The organism is Aestuariivivens marinum, from assembly GCF_022662175.1.
Taxonomy (GTDB): domain Bacteria; phylum Bacteroidota; class Bacteroidia; order Flavobacteriales; family Flavobacteriaceae; genus Aestuariivivens; species Aestuariivivens marinum.
In genome coordinates, this window is sequence record NZ_JAKMCR010000004.1 from 148133 (window position 1) to 171084 (window position 22952).

Here is a 22952-nt window from a genome sequence, read left to right on the forward strand (position 1 = left end):
TTATTTAAGTTTTAAGAATAATGTATGGGTGAGTCATTTAATTATGTTGATTGTTATCAATTATAATATGTTGAATGATGGTTATGGACTTTCATAGTCAAAATAAATTAGTTTTCGTTAGACATGGATGGTGGTGGTTTTTTTTGACCCCATGATGTATTGGGTTCTGCTCCCATGGTAAAATATAATACACCCCCTTTCATAAGGTCTTTGTGGAACATCCAATTGGTTTCTATGGAATGGTCGTTAAACATGACAGATTGTATGTAAGGGCTATCGTTGCTTTGTTGAGGTGCTTCAATGGTAAGTGTTTCACCTGGATAGTATCTCTGGTCGAGTTGTATGGTGATTTTATCAAACAAAGGGCTTCCAAATTGTAATGTTGGGTTTGCCGAGGCATGGCCTTGTACATCGAAGATTCCCATGGAAGCCAGCACATACCATGCGCCCAATTGGCCTTGGTCTTCATCTTGTCCTACACCATATCCATGCAAGGGTTCGGTTCCATAAAATTCGTTGCAAATGGTGCGTGTCCACTTTTGGGTAAGCCAAGGTTTTCCAGAATAGTTGAATAGCCATGCATTATGCAAACAAGGTTGGTTGCCATGGTTATAGAGCTTTTCCACGCCCGAGAAGCTATGTATCTCTTCAGAACCGCCTCCAAACATACTTTTTTGGGCATTATTGAACATGGTTTCCAGACGTTCATTAAATAAGGGTTTTCCAATTAATTCTATAAGTCCATTTACATCGTGTGGCACATACCAGGTAAATTGATAGGCATTACCTTCTTGAAAACCGTCCCAGCCTCTCATGGGGTCGAAGTCTTCTATAAAATTGCCATTTTCTAATTTCGGACGGATATATTTGTTTTCATTATCAAACAGGTTTTTGTAAAAGGAAGCTTGTTTTGTGAGTTGTTCATAGTTTTTAACATCCTTCATGCTTTTAGCCATTTGTGCCACAGCATAGGAACTGAAGCTGTACTCTAAGGTATGTGAAGCTCCAAAGTTAAAGGTCCATCCATTAGAAATAATGGTGTCTTTGTAGGGGACATAACCATCTTTTACAAAGTAGGACATATCGTATTTACCGTTACCTAAATTACGGCCATGGTATTCCAGTTCGTTTTTTAATGCCGCTTGATATCCAGTTTTTATATCAAAATCACGTATACCCACATGGTATGCCGATGCTAAAAGCAGACCTTGAAAATTGGTTTGTACGCCATTGGTAAATACGCCATTGGCAGCGCCATCGTGCAACCAGCCTCTATCTTTGAAAAAATCTATATTCGATTGTACATAATCGCTAAAGTATTTTGGATAGGCTAAAGCCCAAAGTTGGCTCAAATTCCAAAATCCACCCCACATACCATCGGTATTAAAATGGTAATATTTAGGACTACCGTCGGGATGTAATTCTGTCTTTCCTATTTTGCCGTCTATCATGGGATAATCACCATTGACATCATTGGATATTCCACGGCCCAACAACGCATGGTAAAGCCCAGTATAGAATTTTATTTTATCTTCTTTTTTAGTGCTTTCAACAACAATATGGTTTAGTTTTTCATTCCATGCTTCTTTAGATTCCTGTTTAACAATATCAAAAGATTTTCCTTTGGTTTCTGTATTTAAATTTAATCGTGCATTAGTTATCGATGTATGGCTCAAACCAGTTTGTATTTCCAATAGCTCTTGGTTTTCCATATCAAAAGTTAGATAAAGACCATTATTGATTCCCTTGGTCATCTTATCTCCAGGATTTTGTATGCTGTCTATAAAACTACCTGTTTGTAGTGGAGTTTTGTTCAATTTGGCAACAAAATACATTTTTACGCGTTTACCGGGGTCGCAAAATTTAGCATATTCTGGATAGGTTTCAATATAGCCTTCAATTTCGTTATCGTTTACCAACTTAGCATAAGCTTCAGTAACATTACTACTTTCACCTTGCTTGTGTCCAATATCGATAATTAAATGCCCCTGTTGGGTTTTAGGAAATGAATATCTATGGTAACCCACCCTTTGGGTTGCAGTAAGCTCTGCTTGTATGTTATAATCGGTTAAGTATGTACTATAATAACCGGTTGTGGATTGTTCGGTAGATTTATTGAACCTTGATCGATAGCCCTCATCAGGGTTTTCTAAGGAACCTGGAATAGTTTTTAGCTTTCCAGTGATAGGCATAAATACCAATCCACCTATTTGGAATTCGTGAAAATGGCCAAATCCTTCAATAGATGTATGTCTGTCATCATAACCTACTGGTCCCCAACCTCCTTGACTATTATATGCATTGGTGTGGGGTGCTAATTTTACCATTCCAAATGGACGAGCTGCTGGGGTGTAAAAAAACCAGCGGCCGTGGACCGATCCTATTTGAGGATCTACATATTGAGTTAAGTCCTTTAAAAGTGGTTTTTGGGTGTTTTTGTATTTACAACTTACAGAAGTTGTAAGAATGAGTATAATTCCTAAAAATAAAATGCCTGTTTGTTTTAGCATAATGTGGTTTTTAATGTTATTATTAACAAGCTCTATCTTTAACAAAGGATACAATAATTTTTGCTTTTTCACTTCCCTTGTTAATTATGGTATATGTCTTTACAGCTGCTGGAATGGCAAAAGTTTCGGCATAATGAAACGATTTATGGGTTTTATTTACTTGTAATTCCACTTCTGTTCCTTCTACTAGCATAAGTACATGACATTGTCCTAGGGTTTTTATGGATACCTGGGTTTTAAACTCATAACGATAAATATCGTAAAAGTGATCGGGGTGTGTTGGTAGGTGTATTTTTTTCCAATCTTTGGCCGAAACCTCCATTTTTGGTTTCGATATTAACGTGTCTTGTACCACGTTACCTTTGCGGTTAAAATTCAAGTTTTCATATGCCCTGTCTATATTTAAAGGTCTAGGATTTCCATCTAAATCTAGGCGTTGCCAATCGTACATCTTAAAGGTAAAGATGTAAGGAGTAGCGCTAATCTCCAACACCAAATTGTCAATACCAGAGCAATGTATGGTTCCGTGGGGAATTAAAAAGAGGTCATGTTTTTTTGCCGGAAGTTTTTGCACATATTTTTCAACATCCAAGATTTCTTTGGTTTTAATACTGTATTCTAAAGCAGTTTTAAATTTAGTTGGATCGATGTCTTCCTGAAACCCTAAATATACATGAGCGTTTGCCTTGGTATCTAAAATATAATAGGTTTCATCCTGGGTAAAGTTTTCTCCAAATTCCTTTTTGATGTAATCTGGTTTTGGGTGGCATTGCAAGGATAGGTTTCCACCATCGAAAGTGTCGAGAAAGTCAAAACGTATAGGGAATTCGTATTTGAACCTATTGGCTGCTTTTCCAAGAATGTTTTCATATTCTTGAAACATAAGCATATCAAAAGAAACTTCTAATAAAATGCCATCACTTTCAAAAACCAAACCATTTTCCGGCACAATCATTTCAAAAGACCAGGCATAGTTGGGTACGTCTTGATTTAAATCTTTAAAGTGTTTCTTCATCCATTGTCCACCCCAAACGCCAGGTTCAAACCATGGTCTTACCCTAAAACAAGTATGCGACATGTCTCTTAAAGCTTTTCTGAGTACAGAACCGTCCATCCAGGTAGGTTTATTTGGTCTTTGTTGATCTACAATAATGTCGATATTAGGTAACAGCCTTTTCTTTTCACTGTTAAGCACTACCCAATCTATAAAGTAGAAATGCTTATACATCTGTTTATGGTTTTTAGGGAAAGTAAAACCTAGATTTGTAATAGCATTGGCCCGCATACGAAATTGAAGCTCGTTTTTTGGTAAATCGAAATACACTAAATAACCTGCAATTTTAGATTGACTGGCACCGGTTCCATAAATAATATTAAGGTCTGCATTTGGATCTAACGCAACATTTGAAAGTTTACTTTCATCAAAATATGCCTGAAGTTCCAAATGGGTTTTATGGCCAAAAATAGGGTCGTCACTACCAAGAAAAGGTGCTGTTATATTGGCAATGTCATTTTCTTTTTTTAAACATGTTGCTATATTGTAAAAAGAGGTTTTTAATCCTCTATCTTTTAATATTTCACTTAGGCGATGTTTAACTTCATGCCAATCAACTCCAATGTAGCCATCTAATAAAACCACTTTTTCGTTGACTAATTTATCGGCTAGATTTTCATAGCCTATTTCAATTTTTCCTCTGTTTATGAGATGTGAAGGATATAAATCGTAGTCAGAATCTATTGGATTATTTTTTTTATCAGGCAATAAATATTGTGACGTTTTTCTTTTCATTATAGAGTGTTAAACTTTGCTAATATAAAAATAATATGTCTATATGTATAGACATATTAAGAAGTTTTAATATTCAAATAAAAATTAGGGTTATTTCAATTAACACTAATTTTATGTAATGGAGTTTAAAAATAAAATTTATGGATTTATTTTGACTTTAATTAAAACCGGTAAATGATCTGAAATAAAACCATTATCGTCTAATCTATCATCAATATGCCTGTAGGTTATAACTTTGATTTTTGAGACAAAAATATAGTCTATTCTTCGATTATTAATTTTATTTGTATTAAACCCATTGTAAGTGCCTTTAGGGCCATAAAAAGGCTTTATAGAAATATCAAAGGCATCTTGTAAACTAGATTTTAAAGTTTGAATTGGATTGCTTTCAGGAATATCATTTAAATCACCCATTAACACTAAAGGGGCATTGCTACCATTTAATGCTTTAATTTTATTTAATATTAAATTAACTGATTTATCTCTGGCTGTTGGTCCCATATGGTCCAAATGAGTGTTAAAAACCCAGAATTTGGTTTTAGAATCTTTAGTCTCTAAAAGTGCATAGGTACATATTCTTATATATCCTGCATCCCACCCCTTTTTAATTTCATTATTTTCAGAAAGCCAAAAGGTATTCTCTTTCAAAATTTTAAGTTTACTTGTGTTATAAAAAATAGCATTGAATTCTCCACCATCCTTTCCATTTTCTCTCCCAACGCCAACATAATCATAGTCATTAAGATTTGTTTTAATGTATTCTAACTGATGAATCATGCCTTCTTGAATACCAAAAACCTCTGGTTGATAGTAATTAAATAATTTAACCATGGTTTCTTTTCTGGAATCCCAATTGTCTTTTGGGTCATTTTTTATAGAATACCTAATGTTATAGGTCATAAAATTTAAGTCCTGACCATATGAAAAACCGTATAGTAACAGTATTAAGGTTACAAAAAAAAATGTGACTTTGTTTAACTGCATTTTAAAAAATTTACATTAAAATAAGAATTTATTCTTTAACAAGTATTATTTCTTCAATCATTAAATTACCACCTTTGGAGGCATTGGTTTTTAAAATGATCTTTCCATCGTTGCTATCTTCGCGCATCACATGGAATTTTACCCATTTTCCTGTTTTGCCTTCATGTTTGTCTAATTTTAGTTTTCGTCCCTCAAACTCAAGAAAGCCTTCTCGCCCTTGATTGTTCCAATCATTAAACTTTACATAAAAGGAACCTAAAATACCATCAGGACAATTAACTTCTATAGTCATATTTTTTCCATGCCATGCAGTTACTTGGTTATCTTTCCACACTCCTTCTGCTTTTACTTTGTATTTGGTGCCATTTGCTATCTCTATGTCATCTAAATCATTGCTCCATGGTTTATTGGTATTTAATTCTTCTAGTCTTCCTGCTGCATTTACTTGAAGAATTGTATTTTCAAAATCGCTATTAGTATTTACGTTTTCAACTTTAGGTATAAACGGGAATAAATGCTTTAAAAAGTTACGGTCCACTTCATATGTAGGGACAAAATCATTAGAATTTACATATTCTGTCAAACTATATTTCAATTGTTTAGCAACAATGTTTTCATTATTGGTGATATCAAATCCGCAAACCAATAGCTTTCCTTTTCCTACTTTAAATTCAAAAATGGCGCCTTCTTTATTATTTCGGTGAAAATCGTCCACCACTTGCGCTATTGGTTTGTATGCCTTAGGTAAATCATTTAAAATAAAACCTTTGGTGGTGTTTTTAAAAGTTTCCCATTGCCAGTCACTATGAAAATTTGTTGGGAAATTTTTAAATGCAGGATGTTTATCCTTAAGTAACATACCAATGCTTGTTTTTCCTTGACCTGGGAAGAATGTTAAGGACCAATATAAAGGGTAATAATCTACCGAAACACTATTTTCTTCAGTCCCTAAATTATTGGCTGCCAGGAGTACATTGGCTCCATTTTCCAATGCTGTAATTGTATCATCGTTTAAATTTTCTTCAATTATAATATTATTATTTTTTTCTGTAGGTAACTCTTCTGGATATACCCAAATGTTCCATTCATTTTTAAAGTGAGTACCTTTTAGTTCAAGACATACAGTAAGTTGCTCTGCTTTTTCGATGTTGCTTAGGGGAAAAGAGATGTTTTCTATATCTACCAACGAACCTATAGCAACATCGTTAAAGTTCCAGGTTTCTGTCATTAAAATGGTTCCTTTAGATGATTGTATGGACATTTCAATTTTACCGTCTTTAATACTTGTGTTACCATAATGTGATAATTGAGCTTTTGCTTTAAAAGTTTCGTTATTAGTCCACACAAATTTTTCCATTCTTAATAACGGCACGGTTTCATCAAAATGTTGCCTAAACTTTTCTGGGGTAGTAATACCTTTACTCTCCCAATGGGCATCCAGCCAGCCTATTAGCGCCTCTCCTTGCCCTTGATAATCTTGTATGCTCAGTAGTTGAATACCAGCACAACTTTTGGTTCTTAGAAACGATTCAATTTCGTATTTGTACATGATTTGGTTTAAAGTGCCCGATGACATTTTAAAATCTTCATCTTGATCATCGATACCATTTTTTTCGGCCACAGCCTTAAATTCTTCAAAATTCCTGGCCTTTAAAACACCTGTGTATTTATCAATTTCTTTCCATGATGGATATACGGGCCACTGACCAATTTCGTGAGCAATAATAGGAATGTTCATTTGGCCATATACGTCCTCAAAATCCCAATCGGTACTTGGTCCGTTCAACCCTCTGGTGCGCCCAACATTAGGAATATAATGGGTGGCCATATAATCATCTACTTCCATCACTTTTCTAGCGGTAGAGGTAGCATATAAATGTCTTGGGTCTTTCTTTTTTAGGTCAGTAATCCATTCTTGCATCACATCAAAATCTGCATTGCCTAACTCATTACCAATACAAAACATAGTAAAAGACGGATGGTTTCCATAGTAATCAACCACGCGATTCATTTCAGCTATTACAAACTTATCTCTTTCAGGATCTTTTCCTAATCCTTTTGGGTGTCCTTTAGTATCCATTTCAGGTCTTCCTTTGGCTACCATGTCTTCACTCATCCACCAATCAATCCAAATAGAAGCCTCAGCTTGCATATAAATACCAATTCTGTTAGCTGCTTTAAACGCTGCTTCCGGAGGGCACCAAGAATGATAACGAACATGGTTTAGGCCATAATCCTTATACGTTTTAAAAATACGTATCCAATCTTCCATTTTTGTAGATGGATATCCAGTTAACGGAAAGTGAACACAATCTAAATTTCCCCTTAAAAATAAAGGCTGACCATTAACTGTTACGTTAGTGCCATCATGCGAAAATTGAACATAGCCAAATTCAGTTTGATAATTATCTTCACTCTTTCTGGTCTTTAATTTGGCATTAAGTACATAGACACAAGGATCAAATTCAGACCATTTATTCAATTTTCCTTGAAGATCTAACACTATTTCTTTTGTGTTTTTACCTGATTCTAACTGTTCAGTGATTTCAATTTCATGTACTTTTTTATTGGATGCCAATTCAAGAATTTCTATTGAAATATGAGCTTTTTCTTTTAAAGTTGCATTAATTTTCATTTCAATTTTCAACTGATCTTTTTCAATATTTGAAAAAGGGCGAATGCTATTAAAATGGGTTGGGTCTTTGGCTTGTAATTCAATTCTGCCTACAATACCATTCCAAATGCTTTGTGTATATTCGCCGTATCCATGCCCTTTATCTCCAATGTTATGGATCATCTCATTGTTAACTCTTATGGATAGGGTATGCTTCCCAGGTGTTAATGTTCCTATTTGGTGAATATGAGGTGTTCCTAAGGCATCTTGTGTACTTAGTTCTTTACCGTCTATAAAAACACGAGATTCCCATAAAACACGTTCCAGAAATACTTCAATATTTTTATGTTTCCACTTTTTTGGGATTTCAATTTCTCTTTCATAAACAGCAACACCAATATATTTGTGGGTAGGGGTGAGAACACCAAAGTCTGACCCTGTGGTTTTTTTACCATAACCAGCCTCTGTTAATGTTCCGGGGAGAGTAATACTTCTTTTTGAGTCCTTACTGTTTTTGCCTAATTGAACGTTCCATGTTCCTTGTAGGTCAATAATGTTTTGTGCATTTATAGTTAGTGTATACAGTATTAAACCCACTATAACTACTATTTTTTTATGTTTCATCAACTCTAAATTGTAATAAGGTTATCGGTTAACATTTTTTTATGTAGGATGGCACCTTGATGGGTTTTATCCATACTTAAAATATGATTAAATTCTTTCGCTGCTTTATCTGGGTCGGTTTTTATCATAGTTCCTAAGCCAATAAGGTAGCGGCAATGGATTTCGTTTCGCTTGTTTAAATCATCTTCCCATATCAAAAGATCTGGCAGTGATACTGCAAAATAGTCTATTTTGACCTTATCTTTTATATGAGATTCACCATAGTTCTTTAAATTAGAAAATCGAGTTTGAGCTTCGGTAATTCTATCTAATTTTAAAAGAGCAAGTCCTTGATAAAATATTTTATCAGGTTGTTGGTCATTATAAAAAATGGCAGCACTAGGTTCTGTTAATCCTTCTGATGCTTTTTCCCAATACTGCACAGCTTTGTCTTTTTGTTTTAATCCTTCGTACGCACAACCATACCAATAGTTTATGTCATTTTCTTGGGTGCCGTATAACTTTCCTTCACCTAAATTATCAGGATACACTTCTGTTTTATTTAAGAAAGCAATGGCTTCTTCATAGTTGTGCTTAAAAATGGCTTCTTTTGCTAAAGCTATTAAGGCATACAAATATTGTCCGGTAACTTTACCTTCACCACCTTCCCACGGATGAAATTGCCTGTTCTCTAACATTTGTAAAACAAGCGAATAATTTCCCAATAGATTATTCAATGTACATTTTTCCAAATATAAATCATCTCTAAAGTTAACTAGACTTGGATGCTTTTCTAATATTTCTAGACGTTGTTTCAACGAATAATTTAAACGCTTATACAATTGGTCTAACTCCATTAATATTCTGGCATCGCTAGGGTCTAATTCAAATGCTTTTTCTAATTCGGCTAATGCCTCCTTCTTTTTATCTAATTTGTTAAAATATGCCAAAGCCAGATTTCGATGCACGGTAGGAAAGCTATTATCAATAGCTTTTGACTTTTCCCAGCAAGTAATAGCTTCCTCATATTGTTTTTTATCATACCATAAGTTGCCTAAATGGTATAATGCTTTGGCATCGTTTGGATTAATTGAGATTGCCGATTTTAATGCAGCAATAGCCTCTAATCTATAAGCAAAATGATGTTTGGGGTTTTTGTTTTTATATAATTGCAAAGTGACTTGTGTATTCCCTGTTTTGGCTTCAAACCATGATAAAAAATAGGATGCCATAGGGTTGCTGTCATCATGAATAAGTCCATGACTAAGTAATAAAATAGCTTCTTCAAAAAGTCCGGCTGCAGCATAGTCTAACGCATACTCAATGTAATTTTCTATATTATTACGTATGAGTTCTTCTAATTGATTTAAATAGATAGATTTATTGCTAATGAGGTGTTTTTCAAAAATGGCTACAAAGTTAAATCTATCAATTTTGAGGCTGTCATCAATTAACTTTAAAGCCTTTTCTGTCTGTCCGGTTTTACGTAATAGTGTAATTTTTAACGCTCTGGCTTTATGATTATGCCAATTTTTTAACAACGATTTTTCAATAAGTTCTAAAGCATTGGTTAGATTGCCTTGTAGGGTTGCTATTTCTGCAAGATGAAAATAAGCAGCATCTTGCCATGCGGCATTCCACGCCGATTTATAGAAGGCTTTATAGGCTTCATTATAACGTTCTTGATATTTTAGAGATTGACCTAAATTGTAGTAAGGTTCACCATCATAAGGGTTAGGATTTCTTTCGGTTTGTGTTTCTATAGCTTTTCTAAAATACCCTTCGGCTAGTTCAAACTGTCCTTGCCTTAGCAGCAATAACCCCATGGCGTTGTTACATCTTACATCGCTTGGTTCTCTTTTTAAGGCTTCCAGATAATAATCTTTTGGGTTATAAGTAGCGTGTCTATACTGTTCGAGATGCAAACCTCTTAGAAAAAGTTGTTCTATGCTTTTAATGTCTTCTGGAGCTTTAGCCGCCTTGGCGGGTTCTGGCATTTCTTTACTAGAAGTGTCTTTGGGTTGATAGCTTACCAGTAGGTTTCCTAGTGCATCTTCTAATGTAAGTTTGTATTGGGTTATTGGAATTGTAGCATCAATCTTTACATTTTTTTTATAGGATGTTTTAGGGGAAGCATCTACAGTATCTTCCAAAAACACAGTATTGTTGACTTGTAGTTTTATTTTTGCATTGGGATAAATGCCCAAAGTGTAAAACTTAACAATAGCTGTACCGTTTTCAAATTCTAAATTTAACAAAGCTTCTTTGGTAGCATTCTTAACAACACCTAAATCTCGATAAGGCATAAAATATTGTGAAAATGTTTTTTCTTCAAAGGGATGCATCCAAGAAAAATCGGGTTGATTATCGGTATAAACGCCACACATTAATTCAATGTACGGCCCGTCTTCGTCTGTTAGATTCCTGTCCCAGGCCTTACCAAACTCGCCATTACCCCAAGTCCATTGTTTTTTGCCGGGAGAAACATTATTATCTGCAACATGTAGGAGACCACCTTGGCTATCGTTCTCGAAACCTCCAACAAAGTTGTAATCGCTATTAATAGCCATATAAGAAGTGGGAACTGGAATGTTTTTGTAACGAGAAATATCGGTTCCTGGAGAATAATCTTTTTTATAATAGGTTCCCGTTGCTATGGGAAAATCAGATACATCACGTTTACCGTGATCAAAAACAGCATGCACATCTGGAGGAAAAACAGATTGGTAATGGTCGTTAACTTTTACCGCAGGATTTGCCCACCATAAAAAGGTTTGTGGTTGTGGGGTTCTATTATATAATTTCACTTTAATCTCCATGTAGGCTTTGTCTGGATACAATGTAAAACCGGCCATACCTTTGGTTCTGAACATGCGCTCCACTTCGCTACACCAAACAGTCTTACTACCATCTGTATGCTCTTCAATGTCAAAATCTACGGGGCTGTAGGTAGAGGGGCGGTGGTGCTGTGGCCAGTTAAATTCTATGCCTCCCGATATCCAAGGACCAGTTAAGCCTACTAAAGCAGGTTTTATAACTTGGTTGTAATAAACAAAATGCCTGTTTTTGGTTTTATCAAATGCCATTTGAACACGACCGCCCAATTCTGGCAAAATCATTATTTTAACAAAATCGTTCTCTAAATAAACCGCTTGCCATACTTTGTCTATTTTAGTATCACTTATTTTTTCAATTACTGGGTGTGGGTACACTTTTCCAGAACTTCCTTGATATACTCGGTTTTCTAGAAATACAGGATTTTTTTCAGGTTCTCCAATTTCATAAGTTGGTATAACCACTTTTTCTTTCCAAACGTTTACTTTCATTCTATCAGGTTAAAATATTACAGATTTTTTACCCAGTTTTCATGGATTTTCGTCAACTCGGTTATTTTCACTGGGTTTTTATCAGCCAAATTATTTTTACATCCAGGATCGTCCAATAAATTATAGAGATATGTGCCTTTTTCTAAATGAATGGATCTAAAAATATAATCGGTTTTAGCGACATGGAGTTTCCAACTTCCAGATCTAACAGCCCATTCGTTACCAGTATCCCATACCAAATTTTCATGTATGGTTTGTTTTTGTTTTTCAATTACTTGAAATATGTTTTTCCCATCTGTAGTAATAGAATCCTGAACTTTAGAACCTACTGCAGATAAAATGGTAGGTAAAATGTCAAGATGAGAAACAGGTGTGTTGAATTTTTGATTGGATTTTAGTTTTTTTGGCCAGCTCATGGTAAAAGCGGTACGTATGCCACCTTCGGTTAAAATGTATTTATGACCTTTTAAAATACCATTATTCGCATAAGTGTTTTGGGAGCCTCCGTTATCTGATACAAAAATAATTAAAGTGTTTTCCCATTTTTCCGTTTGCTTTAGAGCAGCTAAGACTTTGGCAATATTGTCGTCCAAACAGGCTAGATTGGCTAAATATCGCTTTCTACCATCTGGATCTATTTCTCCCATCCAACAGTTTCTTTCGTGATAAACTTTAAAGCTTTCTAATTTTGGATCCCATTCAGGGAACTTCTCTATACCAAATTTTTGAAGATATTCTTCTGGAGCTTGATAGATAGGATGATGTACCGCATTAAAAGCAAGTTCCATAAAAAATGGCCGCTCATCCTCTCTGTAGATTTGTTTTACGGCCTCGTCGCCAAACACGTTGGTGGCATAACCATCAAAATCTTTACGGTCGTTATTTACCCAAAGCGGACCACGTTGTGACATTCTATCATCATAAGGTTCTTCAATAACATCATCACTCTGTTTCATTTTGAAGTAATCATGTCGATGGGCACAAAACCCCAAAAATTCATCATAACCGTGGTTTAGAGGAAACTCTCTTAGTTTGGTTGGGTTTTCTATGTTATTATTGTCTAATATTTCGGCATAATGTGTTTTACCAATTTTTATTGTTCTGTAGCCTTCTTTTTTAAGCAATTCTGGAATGGTTTTAACAGTTTCAGGAAAAACGTTTCCTCCATAATAAAAAGTACCCCACCGCTGTTGATAATTTCCTGTAATGATTCCAGCTCTTGAAGCGTTGCAAATGGGCGATGTTGCATAAGCATTGGTAAATAAGACTCCTGAGTTTGCAATTATGTCCATTGCAGGAGTAGATACATCATTAGCACCTCCGTATGCTGCATAATCAGCATAACCTTGATCATCTGTTATAATCAATAAAATATTTGGTTTTTCTAATGAAATATCTGCATGCTTATTTTTCTTGTCACTTAAACAAGATAGAAAAAGGAAGCATATGGCTAAACTTATAAACTTCATAAGAGCTATTTGATGATTTCTTTTTCAATATCCTCCAACGATTTGCCTTTGGTTTCTGGTAATTTTTTATAGATAAACATAAAGCCGGCTATCGAGATAACCCCATATAACCAAAACGTTCCTGATGCTCCAAAAAAGTGGTTTAATAACGGGAAAGTATAGGTTAAAATAAAACAAGCTATCCATAAGGCTATTGTTGCTACTGCCATGGCAGCACCTCTAATTCTATTTGGGAAAATTTCTGAAAGTACCACCCAGGTTACTGGTGCTAAGGACATGGCATAACAGGCAATTGCTGAAATAACCAAAATCAATAAAGGCCATCCTGTAATTTCGAAAAAGTATGCTGTTCCCATTAAGGCATAAATGCCTGCTAATCCACCGGCTCCCATGAGCATTAAAGCACGTCGGCCCAAACGGTCCACAGTAAAAATAGCCACTAAGGTAAATATTAAATTTACGCTACCTGTAATTACTATGTTAAAAAGAATATCTGAAACACCGTATCCAGCCGATGAAAAAATCTCTTCGGCATAATTAAAAATCACATTGATGCCACACCATTGTTGAAATACGGCTATAACTATCCCTATAATTAGTACTTTTCTTAAGTTGGGGCTAAGTAATTCTTTAAGATTTATTTTTTCTGAAAGCCCCAGCGTGTTTTCATTAATATTATTAATTTCTCCTTGGGCATAGTCCTTTCCGCCTATTTTAGAAAGAATAGCGACTGCTTTGCTTTCTTTTTCATTTTTTGCCAACCACCTAGGGCTCTCTGGAACAAAAAACATGAGTATAAAAAAGAGTCCAGCAGGAATAATTTCCATCCAGAACATCCAACGCCAACCTGTTTGCCCGTTCCATGAGTTTAAAATCTCTGCATTGGTAGCATTTAACGGAACAGGTTCTGCTAATTGCCAATTAACCAATTGGGCAGCAAGTATGCCAATAACGATAGTTAATTGGTTTAAGGACACAAACTTACCCCTAACAGTACCTGGTGAAACTTCGGCAATATACATAGGAGAGAGGTTAGAGGCTAAGCCAATACCAACACCTCCAATAATGCGATATATAATAAAAAGCGTGAAATGACTTGTGGCACCAGTACCTATTGCAGAAAGTACGAACAGAAAAGCAGCTAAAATTAAGAGTCTTTTTCTACCATATTTATCACTAAGAAGTCCGGAAAAAATAGCACCCACAAGACAGCCTACTAAAGCACAGCTCATTGCCCAACCTTGTAATGATGGCGAGTTGGTAATACCAAAAAACTTTTCGTAAAAAGGTTTTGCACCACCAATAACCACCCAATCGTATCCAAATAAAAGTCCACCCATGGCGGTAACCATTGAAATACTAATTAAAAAGCGATAGTTAAATGTATGTGTGTTACTCATAATCTATTGGAGTTGTGTGAATAAATTAATGGATTAATTTCCAAATTTAGAAGTAAAGCCCATTAAAACAAATAGAAAATACTTTTATAAAACTGGATTATCTTATTATTTTAATATATTTTTAAGGCATGAGGAAAAAAGAAGGTTTTAAGGAAGAAAAATCGGTGATTTTACCTAGGGGCATTCTAAAAGAATTAAAAGAAAATGAGCTTATCAATGCTTTGATGGTAACTGATATTGGGTATTATCCGAAAGCCGAAAATCATTATAGAAAGCGAAAAGGAAGTTCGCAACATATTTTAATTTATTGTATTGATGGTGAAGGTTGGGTAGAAATAGACAATAAGAGACAGGTTATTAAAAAGAACGAATATATTATCATTTCTGCATTTACGCCTCATAGATATGGCGCCAATAATCGAAATCCATGGAGTATTTATTGGATTCATTTTACAGGCGATAAATCGCATATTTTTGTCAATCACCCTAATGAAAAGGTTGAAATTGACTTATCGGCAAATTCTAGGTTTAGGGACAGAATTTTACTTTTTGAAGAGATTTACAACAACCTCGAAATGGGCTATAGCAAAGATAATTTAGAGTATGCCAACATTTGTTTGTGGCACATGCTAGGTTCTTTGCGGTATTTGTCTCAGTTTAGAAAAATAAAGGAAATACATTCTCCCAATAGGATAGCAAAGAGTATTGCCTACATGAGAGGGCATTTAAATGAGAAATTGAGTTTGGAAACCTTGGCAGCCCATGTAGGGCTTTCGGTTGCCCAATATTGTTCTTTATTTAAAAAGAAAACCTCTAGGTCACCATTAGATTATTTAACACATTTAAAAATCCAAAAAGCCTGTGGACTACTGGATTTTAGTGATCTAAAAATAAACGAAATAGCAAAGCAGGTAGGGTATACCGATCCTTTTTATTTTACACGTGTTTTTTCAAAGGTTATGGGGCTATCGCCAAAAAAATATAGAAATACAATAAAGGGCTAATCAATTAAGGATTTTCCGTTTAATTTCCAACTTTCTTTAATTGGAATTTCTAAATGTTTTAATATTGTTGGTACAACTGAAGTTTGAGGTATTAAGGTTTCTACTTCTTGTAAGGTATTTAATTTTTTGCCATCATCACTATTATTGAAATAATCATTTCCTTCAGTATTCATTCCAATAAATATAGTTTTTTGAGTTGTTTTTTGTGCACCATGAGAGAAGCCTTTCTCATCCCTACCATGGTCTGTTACAATAATAACCAGCCAGTCTTCAAGATATTTTTGTCTACGATGATTAACAGCAGCCATAATTTTACCTATTAAGGAGTCAACAAACTCGGTAGCTTCTGTATACATGCCTCCAAAACCATATTCATGTCCTGCGTGATCAATAACATCCAGATGCACAAAGCTAAAATCTGGAGCGTAGTCTTCAATTTGATTGATAACTATATCTGTTGACAAATAATCTGAACCACCAACTGTTGCAAAATTAGTTTTATACAAATCGTTTTTTAAAATTAAATTAATTTCTTTCCATGTGGCTATACTCGCTATATATGCATCTTTATCGTGATCCCTTATAAAGCTAAATATGCTTGGTGCATTACTTAGTTTTGTTCCATCATTACTGGTTATTCCATGTTGATCACACCATACACCAGTTAAAAGGCTAATCCAGCCTGGACCACTTGAAGTAGCTTGCTCTGATTTCTCTCCATAAATACCTCCAGTAAATCCTCTTTTAATATAAAAATTATCCATATGGGGTGTATTGGCTTTTTCAATTTGACTAAATTGTAAACCATCTATGCCTATAACTAGAGATTTTTTCTTTTGTCCATAAGTGGTGAAGAATACTAAAATGATTATAGCCTTTAGAGTTATTTGTTTTGAATTCATGCTTCTGTTTTTATCAATTAAATTTTAGGATTGCTTGAAAAATTAAAAAATTAGTTGTTTTTAAGGAATTATCTCTCCATGCAATAGTGTTGGTTTTTGTTCTGGTGAATTTATAACAATCTTAATATTGTAGGTTTCTCCTTTATTTAAAATAGCTTTAGATTTTAATACAACAGTTGTCTTTTCGAAAGGTTTTAATTTTGGAATTTTGCCTGATCCAATTACCTTTTCTTGGTTATTTTTTAAGTATAGAATCTTTAAATCGGATATTTTAGAGTTTACTTGCCCAAAGTTTTCAATTTCAACACTTATATCGCAACCCTCTATTTTTAAAGCTATTTTTGGCATTCTTGCCGATAGTATAGGCTCTATATAGTTTACACTAGGCAAGCGACAGTAGGCATATAATAACTCGCCTTTGATGGTTTTGCCTATTATTTTGGCAGCAAAATTATCATCGGTAAGGCCATTGCCTTTGCCTTCAAACGTAATGATGATATCATCTCCCGACTGTTCTGTTTTTATAAGTTTGGAACCTTTTCCAAAATCTACCACTTCTGGCGCTCCAAATTTTAAAGTTTTGAAGTCTATATCCGTATGGGGATTAAAATCTTTTTCAGCTTCAATTTTAACTGTGATGTTTTTGGTTTTTGCTGTAATTTGGTTTTTATTAATGATGGTAGCCAATTTTCCTTTGGTTAAAGGTATTACAATATGTTTGGAGCTGTGATTGTCGTTTTGTAAATCATTCCACTTAATGGTGTCAATAACAGCAAAATGAGCTTGGGTAGCTCTGCCGTATTTGTCTTGCAAAACTTTTATTCTTTCATATTTAAACCATTTTTCTTGGGTGCTATCTTCATAATTGCTAATACCAGGAGCATAAGCTTCACCTGGGTCTATTTTCCAATTTACTCCATCTTTAGACCTAAGTTTGTAAGCAATCCTTCCTAACCAATCATTAACAATCATATGGTATTGAATATTGGTTTTCCAGATTACAGGATCTTCAAACTCACCTTCGACAGGTGGATAAACACTCTTTTCAGTGACTTGGTTATATGGAGAGGTTCCAGTTTTACTAAACCAAATGCCTCCACCTCGGCATACCATAATAATTGATCCGTCTTCCCTTTTGGCAAAACTTAGATTGCTCAACCCTTCAATTATTTTTCGATCACGTTTATCAAAATCAAATTTTTTGTATTTCCATGGGCCATTCAGGGAATTGGAGATGTAATGGCCATCAATAACATAAACAATGTATCTACCATCTTTAAGTTGAAATATTTCAGGGTTATGTCCAGGTCCAACAGTATCCTTTATTTTATAAGGTCCAAAGGAGTTTTCAGAAACCGTATGAAAAACAGTAGATTTACTCCAGTACATATGTCCTTTCGGAGAATTTTCCGGCCAACCACAAACAAAAAGGTGATATTTATTATCTTTTCCCAATAGTGCATTTCCTCCCCAATAGGAATTGATGCTATCTTCTATACCGTTATCTACATATCTCGGGATTACATTTTTTGCCCCCCATGTATCGTAGGTTAAGGTTCCTTGAACAGGCATAGGTAAAAAGCGATCCATAAACTTTCCTCCAAAAGTTAAACTATCCCATGATTTTGGACGTTCCCTTTCTTTTATTTGAGAGTTTATCTTATGATTAAGGGTACACAGAATTAGTAATGTCAATAGGTAATACTTTAATCTCATGATTGTTGATTTTTATTGGCTTTAAATGTGTTTTAGATGTTTTTTAAATCGGAACTCATTCCGGGGTTATCAGGTATTTGATAGTGTCCATTTTTAATACTTACAGGGTGCTTAAAATACGATTGTAAATGAGGGATATGCTCTAAGAACAATGCTTTATGTTCCATTCCAATATGGTTGTAAAGCACTAAGTGCTGATGGATTTGCCCCATATCACCTACATGGGGCACAACAGGAACATTGAATTTTTTAGACATTAAACTAATGGTTAAAAATTCTGAAACACCACCAACCCTTACCGCGTCAACTTGATTAAAACTCATGCAGCCCGATTGTAGAAAATTTTTAAAGATGATTTTATTTGGAACATGTTCACCTAAAGCCAATTTTATTGGTTTAATTTCTTTAGCTAATGCAACATGGGCAGTTACATCATCAGGGTGCGTGGGTTCCTCAATCCAATATGGGTTCATGCCTTTTAATGCTTTTCCCATATGTATGGCTTCTGGTAAATGCCATTGTTGGTTTACATCAAGCATAATTGTAGCTTCTTCTCCTGCTGTTTCTCTAACTAGATAAGCCCTTCTAATATCACGCTCGTGATCTTTCGAGCCAACTTTCAGCTTCATGGCCGTAAATCCATGGTCCATGGCTTTTTTAATATTGTCTTTTACTTTTTCGTCACTATAATTAAACCAACCAATGGAGGTATCGTAACCAGGGTAACCTTTTAAAAGAATAGCTTCTCTATTTTGTTTTGTTAAAGAAGATTGTTTTAACATAGAAATGGCTTCATCACGAGTTAAAATATCTTCTAGGTAACTCAAGTCTAAGGTATTTACAATATCATAAGGTGATAGCTCAAGGAGTAACTTCCACAAAGGTAAGTCTCTTGATTTTGCCCACAAATCAAAGCATGCATTTACCACAGAAGCTAGGGCTAAATGCACCACACCTTTATGGGGACCCAACCATCTAAAATTTGGGTCTTCAGCCATGGTTTTGTAGGTTTCACCAAAGTTGGACATTAACTCATTAATTTCTTTGCCTTCTATATGCCTGGCCAAATATTTAATAGCTTCACAAACTAAATTATTGCCTGTCCCTAATGTGAAAGCTAATCCAATACCTTCCAGATTGGTGTCTGTTTTCAATTTGCATACCGCATAAGCATAAATAGGTGTGGTATGTATAGCATCAGATCCTGCGCCATTGCCAAGCTCAAATCTAGAATCATTAACCACTATATTTTTTATAAAAACTGTTTTATTCATTTTCGTTTATTAAAGATGTTTTTATTTTATTTCAGAAAAGGCAACTCCTCCTTTTTCACTCGATTGGTAAGCTGCTTCAACAAGTTTCATAGTCTCATAACAATCTTCTGTACTGTGCAATAATGGAATGGTTGGATCTAAATATGAGTTCTGTACGCCGGCCATCGTTCCTACAAAAGCTTCGGGGAACCATGAGCCTTTTAAAGGAAGCTCTTTCCATTTAGGAGCCTTGTCTTCTAAGTTTATATATTCAAATGTATCTGGAACGCCTTTAGGATAATCCATAGATAGGCCAATTCTTATTTTAATGGCGCCTTTAGTTCCTTCAAATTTCACGTAGGACTGTTGTTTTTCCAACCCGAATTCATGGCCATGATTGGTAATCACCCTAGCTTGCAGGCAATCGTCATAATCTAAAATCATGGTTGTCCGGGTTTGTGCCAATGCTTTCATTTTAGGGTGTTTAATGGAGCTTGCATATACCTTTTTAGGATTACCTAAAAAGGACCGTATCATATCTAAATAGTGAATGCTATGATATAAAATTTCCATCCTTGGTAAATCAAAAAGAAAATCCCATAAATGCCAAGGCGTGAAGACACACACCATAACTTCTACATCATATACGTCACCTAAAACACCTTTTTTTATTAAATCTCTTGCAGCCATTATATAGGGTGCATAGCGTAATTGAAAATTAATTCCGGAAACGAATTTTTTACGCCTGCATATATCCAATATTTGTTTGGCTTCTTCTAAGGTTTCACCCATTGGTTTCTGTATCAATACGGCCGAACCTTCTGGAATTTGTTCTAGAATTTCACAGTTATGATTTGCAGGCAAGGCAATGTCATATACTGCATTACATGATTTGGCATCAACTATTAATTCTGGAATACTGTTATAGACTTTTTCTACAAATGGAAACTCATTTTTTAAAGCTTGTGCCTTCTCTTGGGTTCTGTTGTAAATGCCCTTTACAGGAAACCCTGTCAATTGATATGCAGGTAAATGGGCATCTTTAACAATGCCACCCGCACCAATAATGACTATGGGAAGGGGAGTATTTGGCAGTGTAACGTCTTGGTTTATATTCATTACAATAAAGGTGTCATAATTTGCCATTTTTCCATGGCTTTACTATCGGGATTCACTTTTTGGAACTTGGCTACATAGGATTGCCACTCTCGTTCCTTTGGTAGATTGGACCATTGTTTTCCGTCCTTTTCTAAATCAAAATCCAAATGGGTGTCCATAATTATAAAGGCGCTATAATTGTAGAGATATAATCCCATGTCCAATATACCAATAGTATCCATATTTGTAATGATTTGAGGCCATATTTTATCTTTTCTATGTATCTGTTTGTATTCAGAAATTAATATGGGGTCATTTTTTAATTCTAGACTCATAACAATTCTTTTATGGTCTGATGTTGTATTATCTAGTGCTTCTTTTTTAAAAATACAATTTAATTTACTACTGATTTTAATTATTCTATCTAACTCTTGTAAACTTTTTAGAAGTTGTTGAAACTGTCTTATAGTATTCGAATCCTGTTTTAAAGCCTGAATAATAATAAAATAAACAGATTGGAGCTTATAGATCTCAAGTTTTATAGAATTATTGTCGAAACTTATGCTATTGCATTTGGATATTAGTTCTGAATCACTGCAATTCCCTTTGTTTTCCAAAACAAAACATAATTGATTGGTAGACATATTCATAGCTTTAATCAATAGAAGGTAGCATAAATGATTAACATGACAATAACCAATACAATACTCAAGGTATTGACTGTTTTTGATGGTGATTTTATCTTTAAATAAAAGGTTTCAGGTATGCTTTGTTTAGATTTATCAATATAAGAAACGCTAAAATATATGAAAGAAGAAATTATAAAGTACAAATAGGTTTGTCGTAACCAATTGATGCCTAGTCCCTCTGGGTTTGAAATATAATTTTCAATACCATTAATAGGTATGTATTTTTCTATAATAAAGATAGTTCCTGCAAATAAACTCCCTAGGCATAAAGTCCAAAAGGATGCATTGCTTGTACCTTTTTTAGATAAGATACCCCAAAGAAATACAACCACAATTGAAGGAGCAAAAATACTGAACATTTGATTGATTAAGGCAAAAATACTTCCCAAATCCCCTAAAAAGGGAGACCAAGCAACAGCAAGGACAAGGACAGTGGCACTGGTTATTTTACCAATTTGTATCTTTGATTTGTCGGAGAGATGAGGTTTGATTTTATCAAACACATCAAAAACGATAAGTGTAGAACAGCTATTTAGAGCAGCAGCCACAGAGCTCATTACGGCAGCTAAAAGTGCCGCAATCATTAGTCCTTTGAGTCCAATAGGCATTAAATTCATGATAAGTACAGGTAAAACATTTTTTGTTTCACTACCAATTTCCTCTTGAAATAGTGCAAATGCTAAAATTCCTGGAACGACCATGATAAAAACGGGCAGGATTTTTAGAAAACCAGCGAACAATGCTCCTAATTTTGCTTGTTTTTCAGATTTTGCACCCAAAGCTCGTTGGACAATCGTTTGATCTGTGCACCAATACCAGATGCCCAATACCAAATGCCCAAAAAGCATATCTAAAAAGGTAAAACCTTTTTTATTGGCATCAAAACTAACCGCTTTTAATCTGTCTGGATCTACAGCTTGCTTTAAGCTTTCATAAGAATTAATACCAATATCTGGAAGTTCATAAATAGCTAAAAGGGTAATGGTTATAGAGCCAGCAATCAATATAATGGTTTGTACAGATTCTGTTACAACCACTGAAACCAAACCACCTATAATGGTATATATCCCTGTTGCAATAGCAATGATAATAATGGATATTAGAATGTTTATACCAAATAAATTTTCTATTACTACAGCTCCAGCATAAAAACTAACACCTATGTGCATGAATAATGCAGCTAAAATGCTAAATATTGCAAGTATGATTCGTGACCGTCCGTCATATCTTTTTTCAAGAAATTCTGGTAGAGTAGATATTTTGGTTCTTATATAAAATGGAATAAAAATAAATGCCAACAGAATTAGCTCAAACGAAGAAAACCACTCAAAATTACCCCAAACAATACCGTCTAAAAAACCAGACTCGGCTAATCCAACAAGATGTACTGTTGATATATTGGAAGCAAATAAAGAAGCCCCTATAACGGACCAAGTTAAAGTTTTGTTTGCGAGAAAATATCCAGAACTTGTGTTTTTTTGTTTACGAGATGCCCATAACCCGATTAATATTATAACTATAAAATATACACAGATTATTATAGCATCTATACCTGAAACTAACCCCATAAATTTGAAAAAATTCAAATATAAAAA

The 22952-nt window shown here is 34.6% G+C and carries 14 protein-coding genes; 1 reads left to right on the plus strand and 13 read right to left on the minus strand.

Going from position 1 to position 22952, the window contains the following annotated elements:
• Nucleotides 1-107 precede the first annotated feature (107 nt).
• From MR053_RS11340 to MR053_RS11370, 7 genes are all read right to left on the minus strand, one after another.
• Nucleotides 108-2510, minus strand: a complete 2403-nt coding sequence (locus MR053_RS11340) for a GH92 family glycosyl hydrolase (protein ID WP_242132549.1) — start codon at nucleotides 2508-2510, stop codon at nucleotides 108-110.
• A 22-nt stretch (nucleotides 2511-2532) separates the two neighbouring features.
• Complete coding sequence (locus MR053_RS11345) at nucleotides 2533-4299, minus strand: class I mannose-6-phosphate isomerase (RefSeq protein ID WP_242132550.1); 1767 nt, start codon at nucleotides 4297-4299, stop codon at nucleotides 2533-2535.
• A gap of 138 nt (nucleotides 4300-4437) precedes the next feature.
• Nucleotides 4438-5199, minus strand: a complete 762-nt coding sequence (locus tag MR053_RS11350; protein WP_242132551.1) for an endonuclease/exonuclease/phosphatase family protein — start codon at nucleotides 5197-5199, stop codon at nucleotides 4438-4440.
• Nucleotides 5200-5311: 112 nt separating this feature from the next.
• Nucleotides 5312-8521 carry a glycoside hydrolase family 2 TIM barrel-domain containing protein gene (locus MR053_RS11355; RefSeq protein ID WP_242132552.1) on the minus strand — a complete coding sequence of 1070 codons (3210 nt, stop codon included), beginning with the start codon at nucleotides 8519-8521 and terminating at the stop codon, nucleotides 5312-5314.
• A gap of 5 nt (nucleotides 8522-8526) precedes the next feature.
• Nucleotides 8527-11826, minus strand: a complete 3300-nt coding sequence (locus MR053_RS11360; RefSeq protein ID WP_242132553.1) for a DUF5107 domain-containing protein — start codon at nucleotides 11824-11826, stop codon at nucleotides 8527-8529.
• Between the two features lie 17 nt (nucleotides 11827-11843).
• Nucleotides 11844-13295, minus strand: a complete 1452-nt coding sequence (locus MR053_RS11365; RefSeq protein ID WP_242132554.1) for a sulfatase family protein — start codon at nucleotides 13293-13295, stop codon at nucleotides 11844-11846.
• Between the two features lie 5 nt (nucleotides 13296-13300).
• Complete coding sequence (locus MR053_RS11370; protein ID WP_242132555.1) at nucleotides 13301-14695, minus strand: sugar porter family MFS transporter; 1395 nt, start codon at nucleotides 14693-14695, stop codon at nucleotides 13301-13303.
• A 128-nt stretch (nucleotides 14696-14823) separates the two neighbouring features.
• Here MR053_RS11370 and MR053_RS11375 point away from each other — a divergent pair, with 128 nt between their 5' ends.
• Nucleotides 14824-15699: an AraC family transcriptional regulator gene (locus MR053_RS11375; protein ID WP_242132556.1), complete on the plus strand. Its 876-nt coding sequence runs from the start codon at nucleotides 14824-14826 to the stop codon at nucleotides 15697-15699.
• Here the strand turns inward: MR053_RS11375 and MR053_RS11380 are convergent.
• From MR053_RS11380 to MR053_RS11405, 6 genes are read right to left on the minus strand one after another with little or no spacing between them, the layout of a single operon-like run.
• The gene (locus MR053_RS11380) at nucleotides 15696-16601 is read right to left on the minus strand and encodes an alkaline phosphatase family protein (protein WP_242132557.1); all 906 of its coding nucleotides are present in this window, start codon (nucleotides 16599-16601) and stop codon (nucleotides 15696-15698) included. The two genes, MR053_RS11375 and MR053_RS11380, sit on opposite strands and share 4 nt — an antisense overlap.
• 60 nt (nucleotides 16602-16661) lie before the next feature.
• Nucleotides 16662-18317, minus strand: coding sequence for a glycoside hydrolase family protein (locus MR053_RS11385; RefSeq protein ID WP_242132558.1), 1656 nt, complete (start codon nucleotides 18315-18317; stop codon nucleotides 16662-16664).
• 32 nt (nucleotides 18318-18349) lie between these two features.
• Nucleotides 18350-19591, minus strand: a complete 1242-nt coding sequence (locus MR053_RS11390) for an enolase C-terminal domain-like protein (protein ID WP_242132559.1) — start codon at nucleotides 19589-19591, stop codon at nucleotides 18350-18352.
• Between the two features lie 21 nt (nucleotides 19592-19612).
• Nucleotides 19613-20716: a Gfo/Idh/MocA family protein gene (locus MR053_RS11395; RefSeq protein ID WP_242132560.1), complete on the minus strand. Its 1104-nt coding sequence runs from the start codon at nucleotides 20714-20716 to the stop codon at nucleotides 19613-19615.
• Nucleotides 20689-21312: an L-rhamnose mutarotase gene (locus tag MR053_RS11400; protein WP_242132561.1), complete on the minus strand. Its 624-nt coding sequence runs from the start codon at nucleotides 21310-21312 to the stop codon at nucleotides 20689-20691. The genes MR053_RS11395 and MR053_RS11400 overlap by 28 nt, the downstream gene beginning before the upstream one ends.
• Nucleotides 21313-21326: 14 nt before the next feature.
• On the minus strand, nucleotides 21327-22925 hold the full coding sequence (locus MR053_RS11405; RefSeq protein ID WP_242132562.1) for a sodium:solute symporter family transporter: 1599 nt from the start codon (nucleotides 22923-22925) through the stop codon (nucleotides 21327-21329).
• Between the last annotated feature and the right edge of the window lie 27 nt (nucleotides 22926-22952).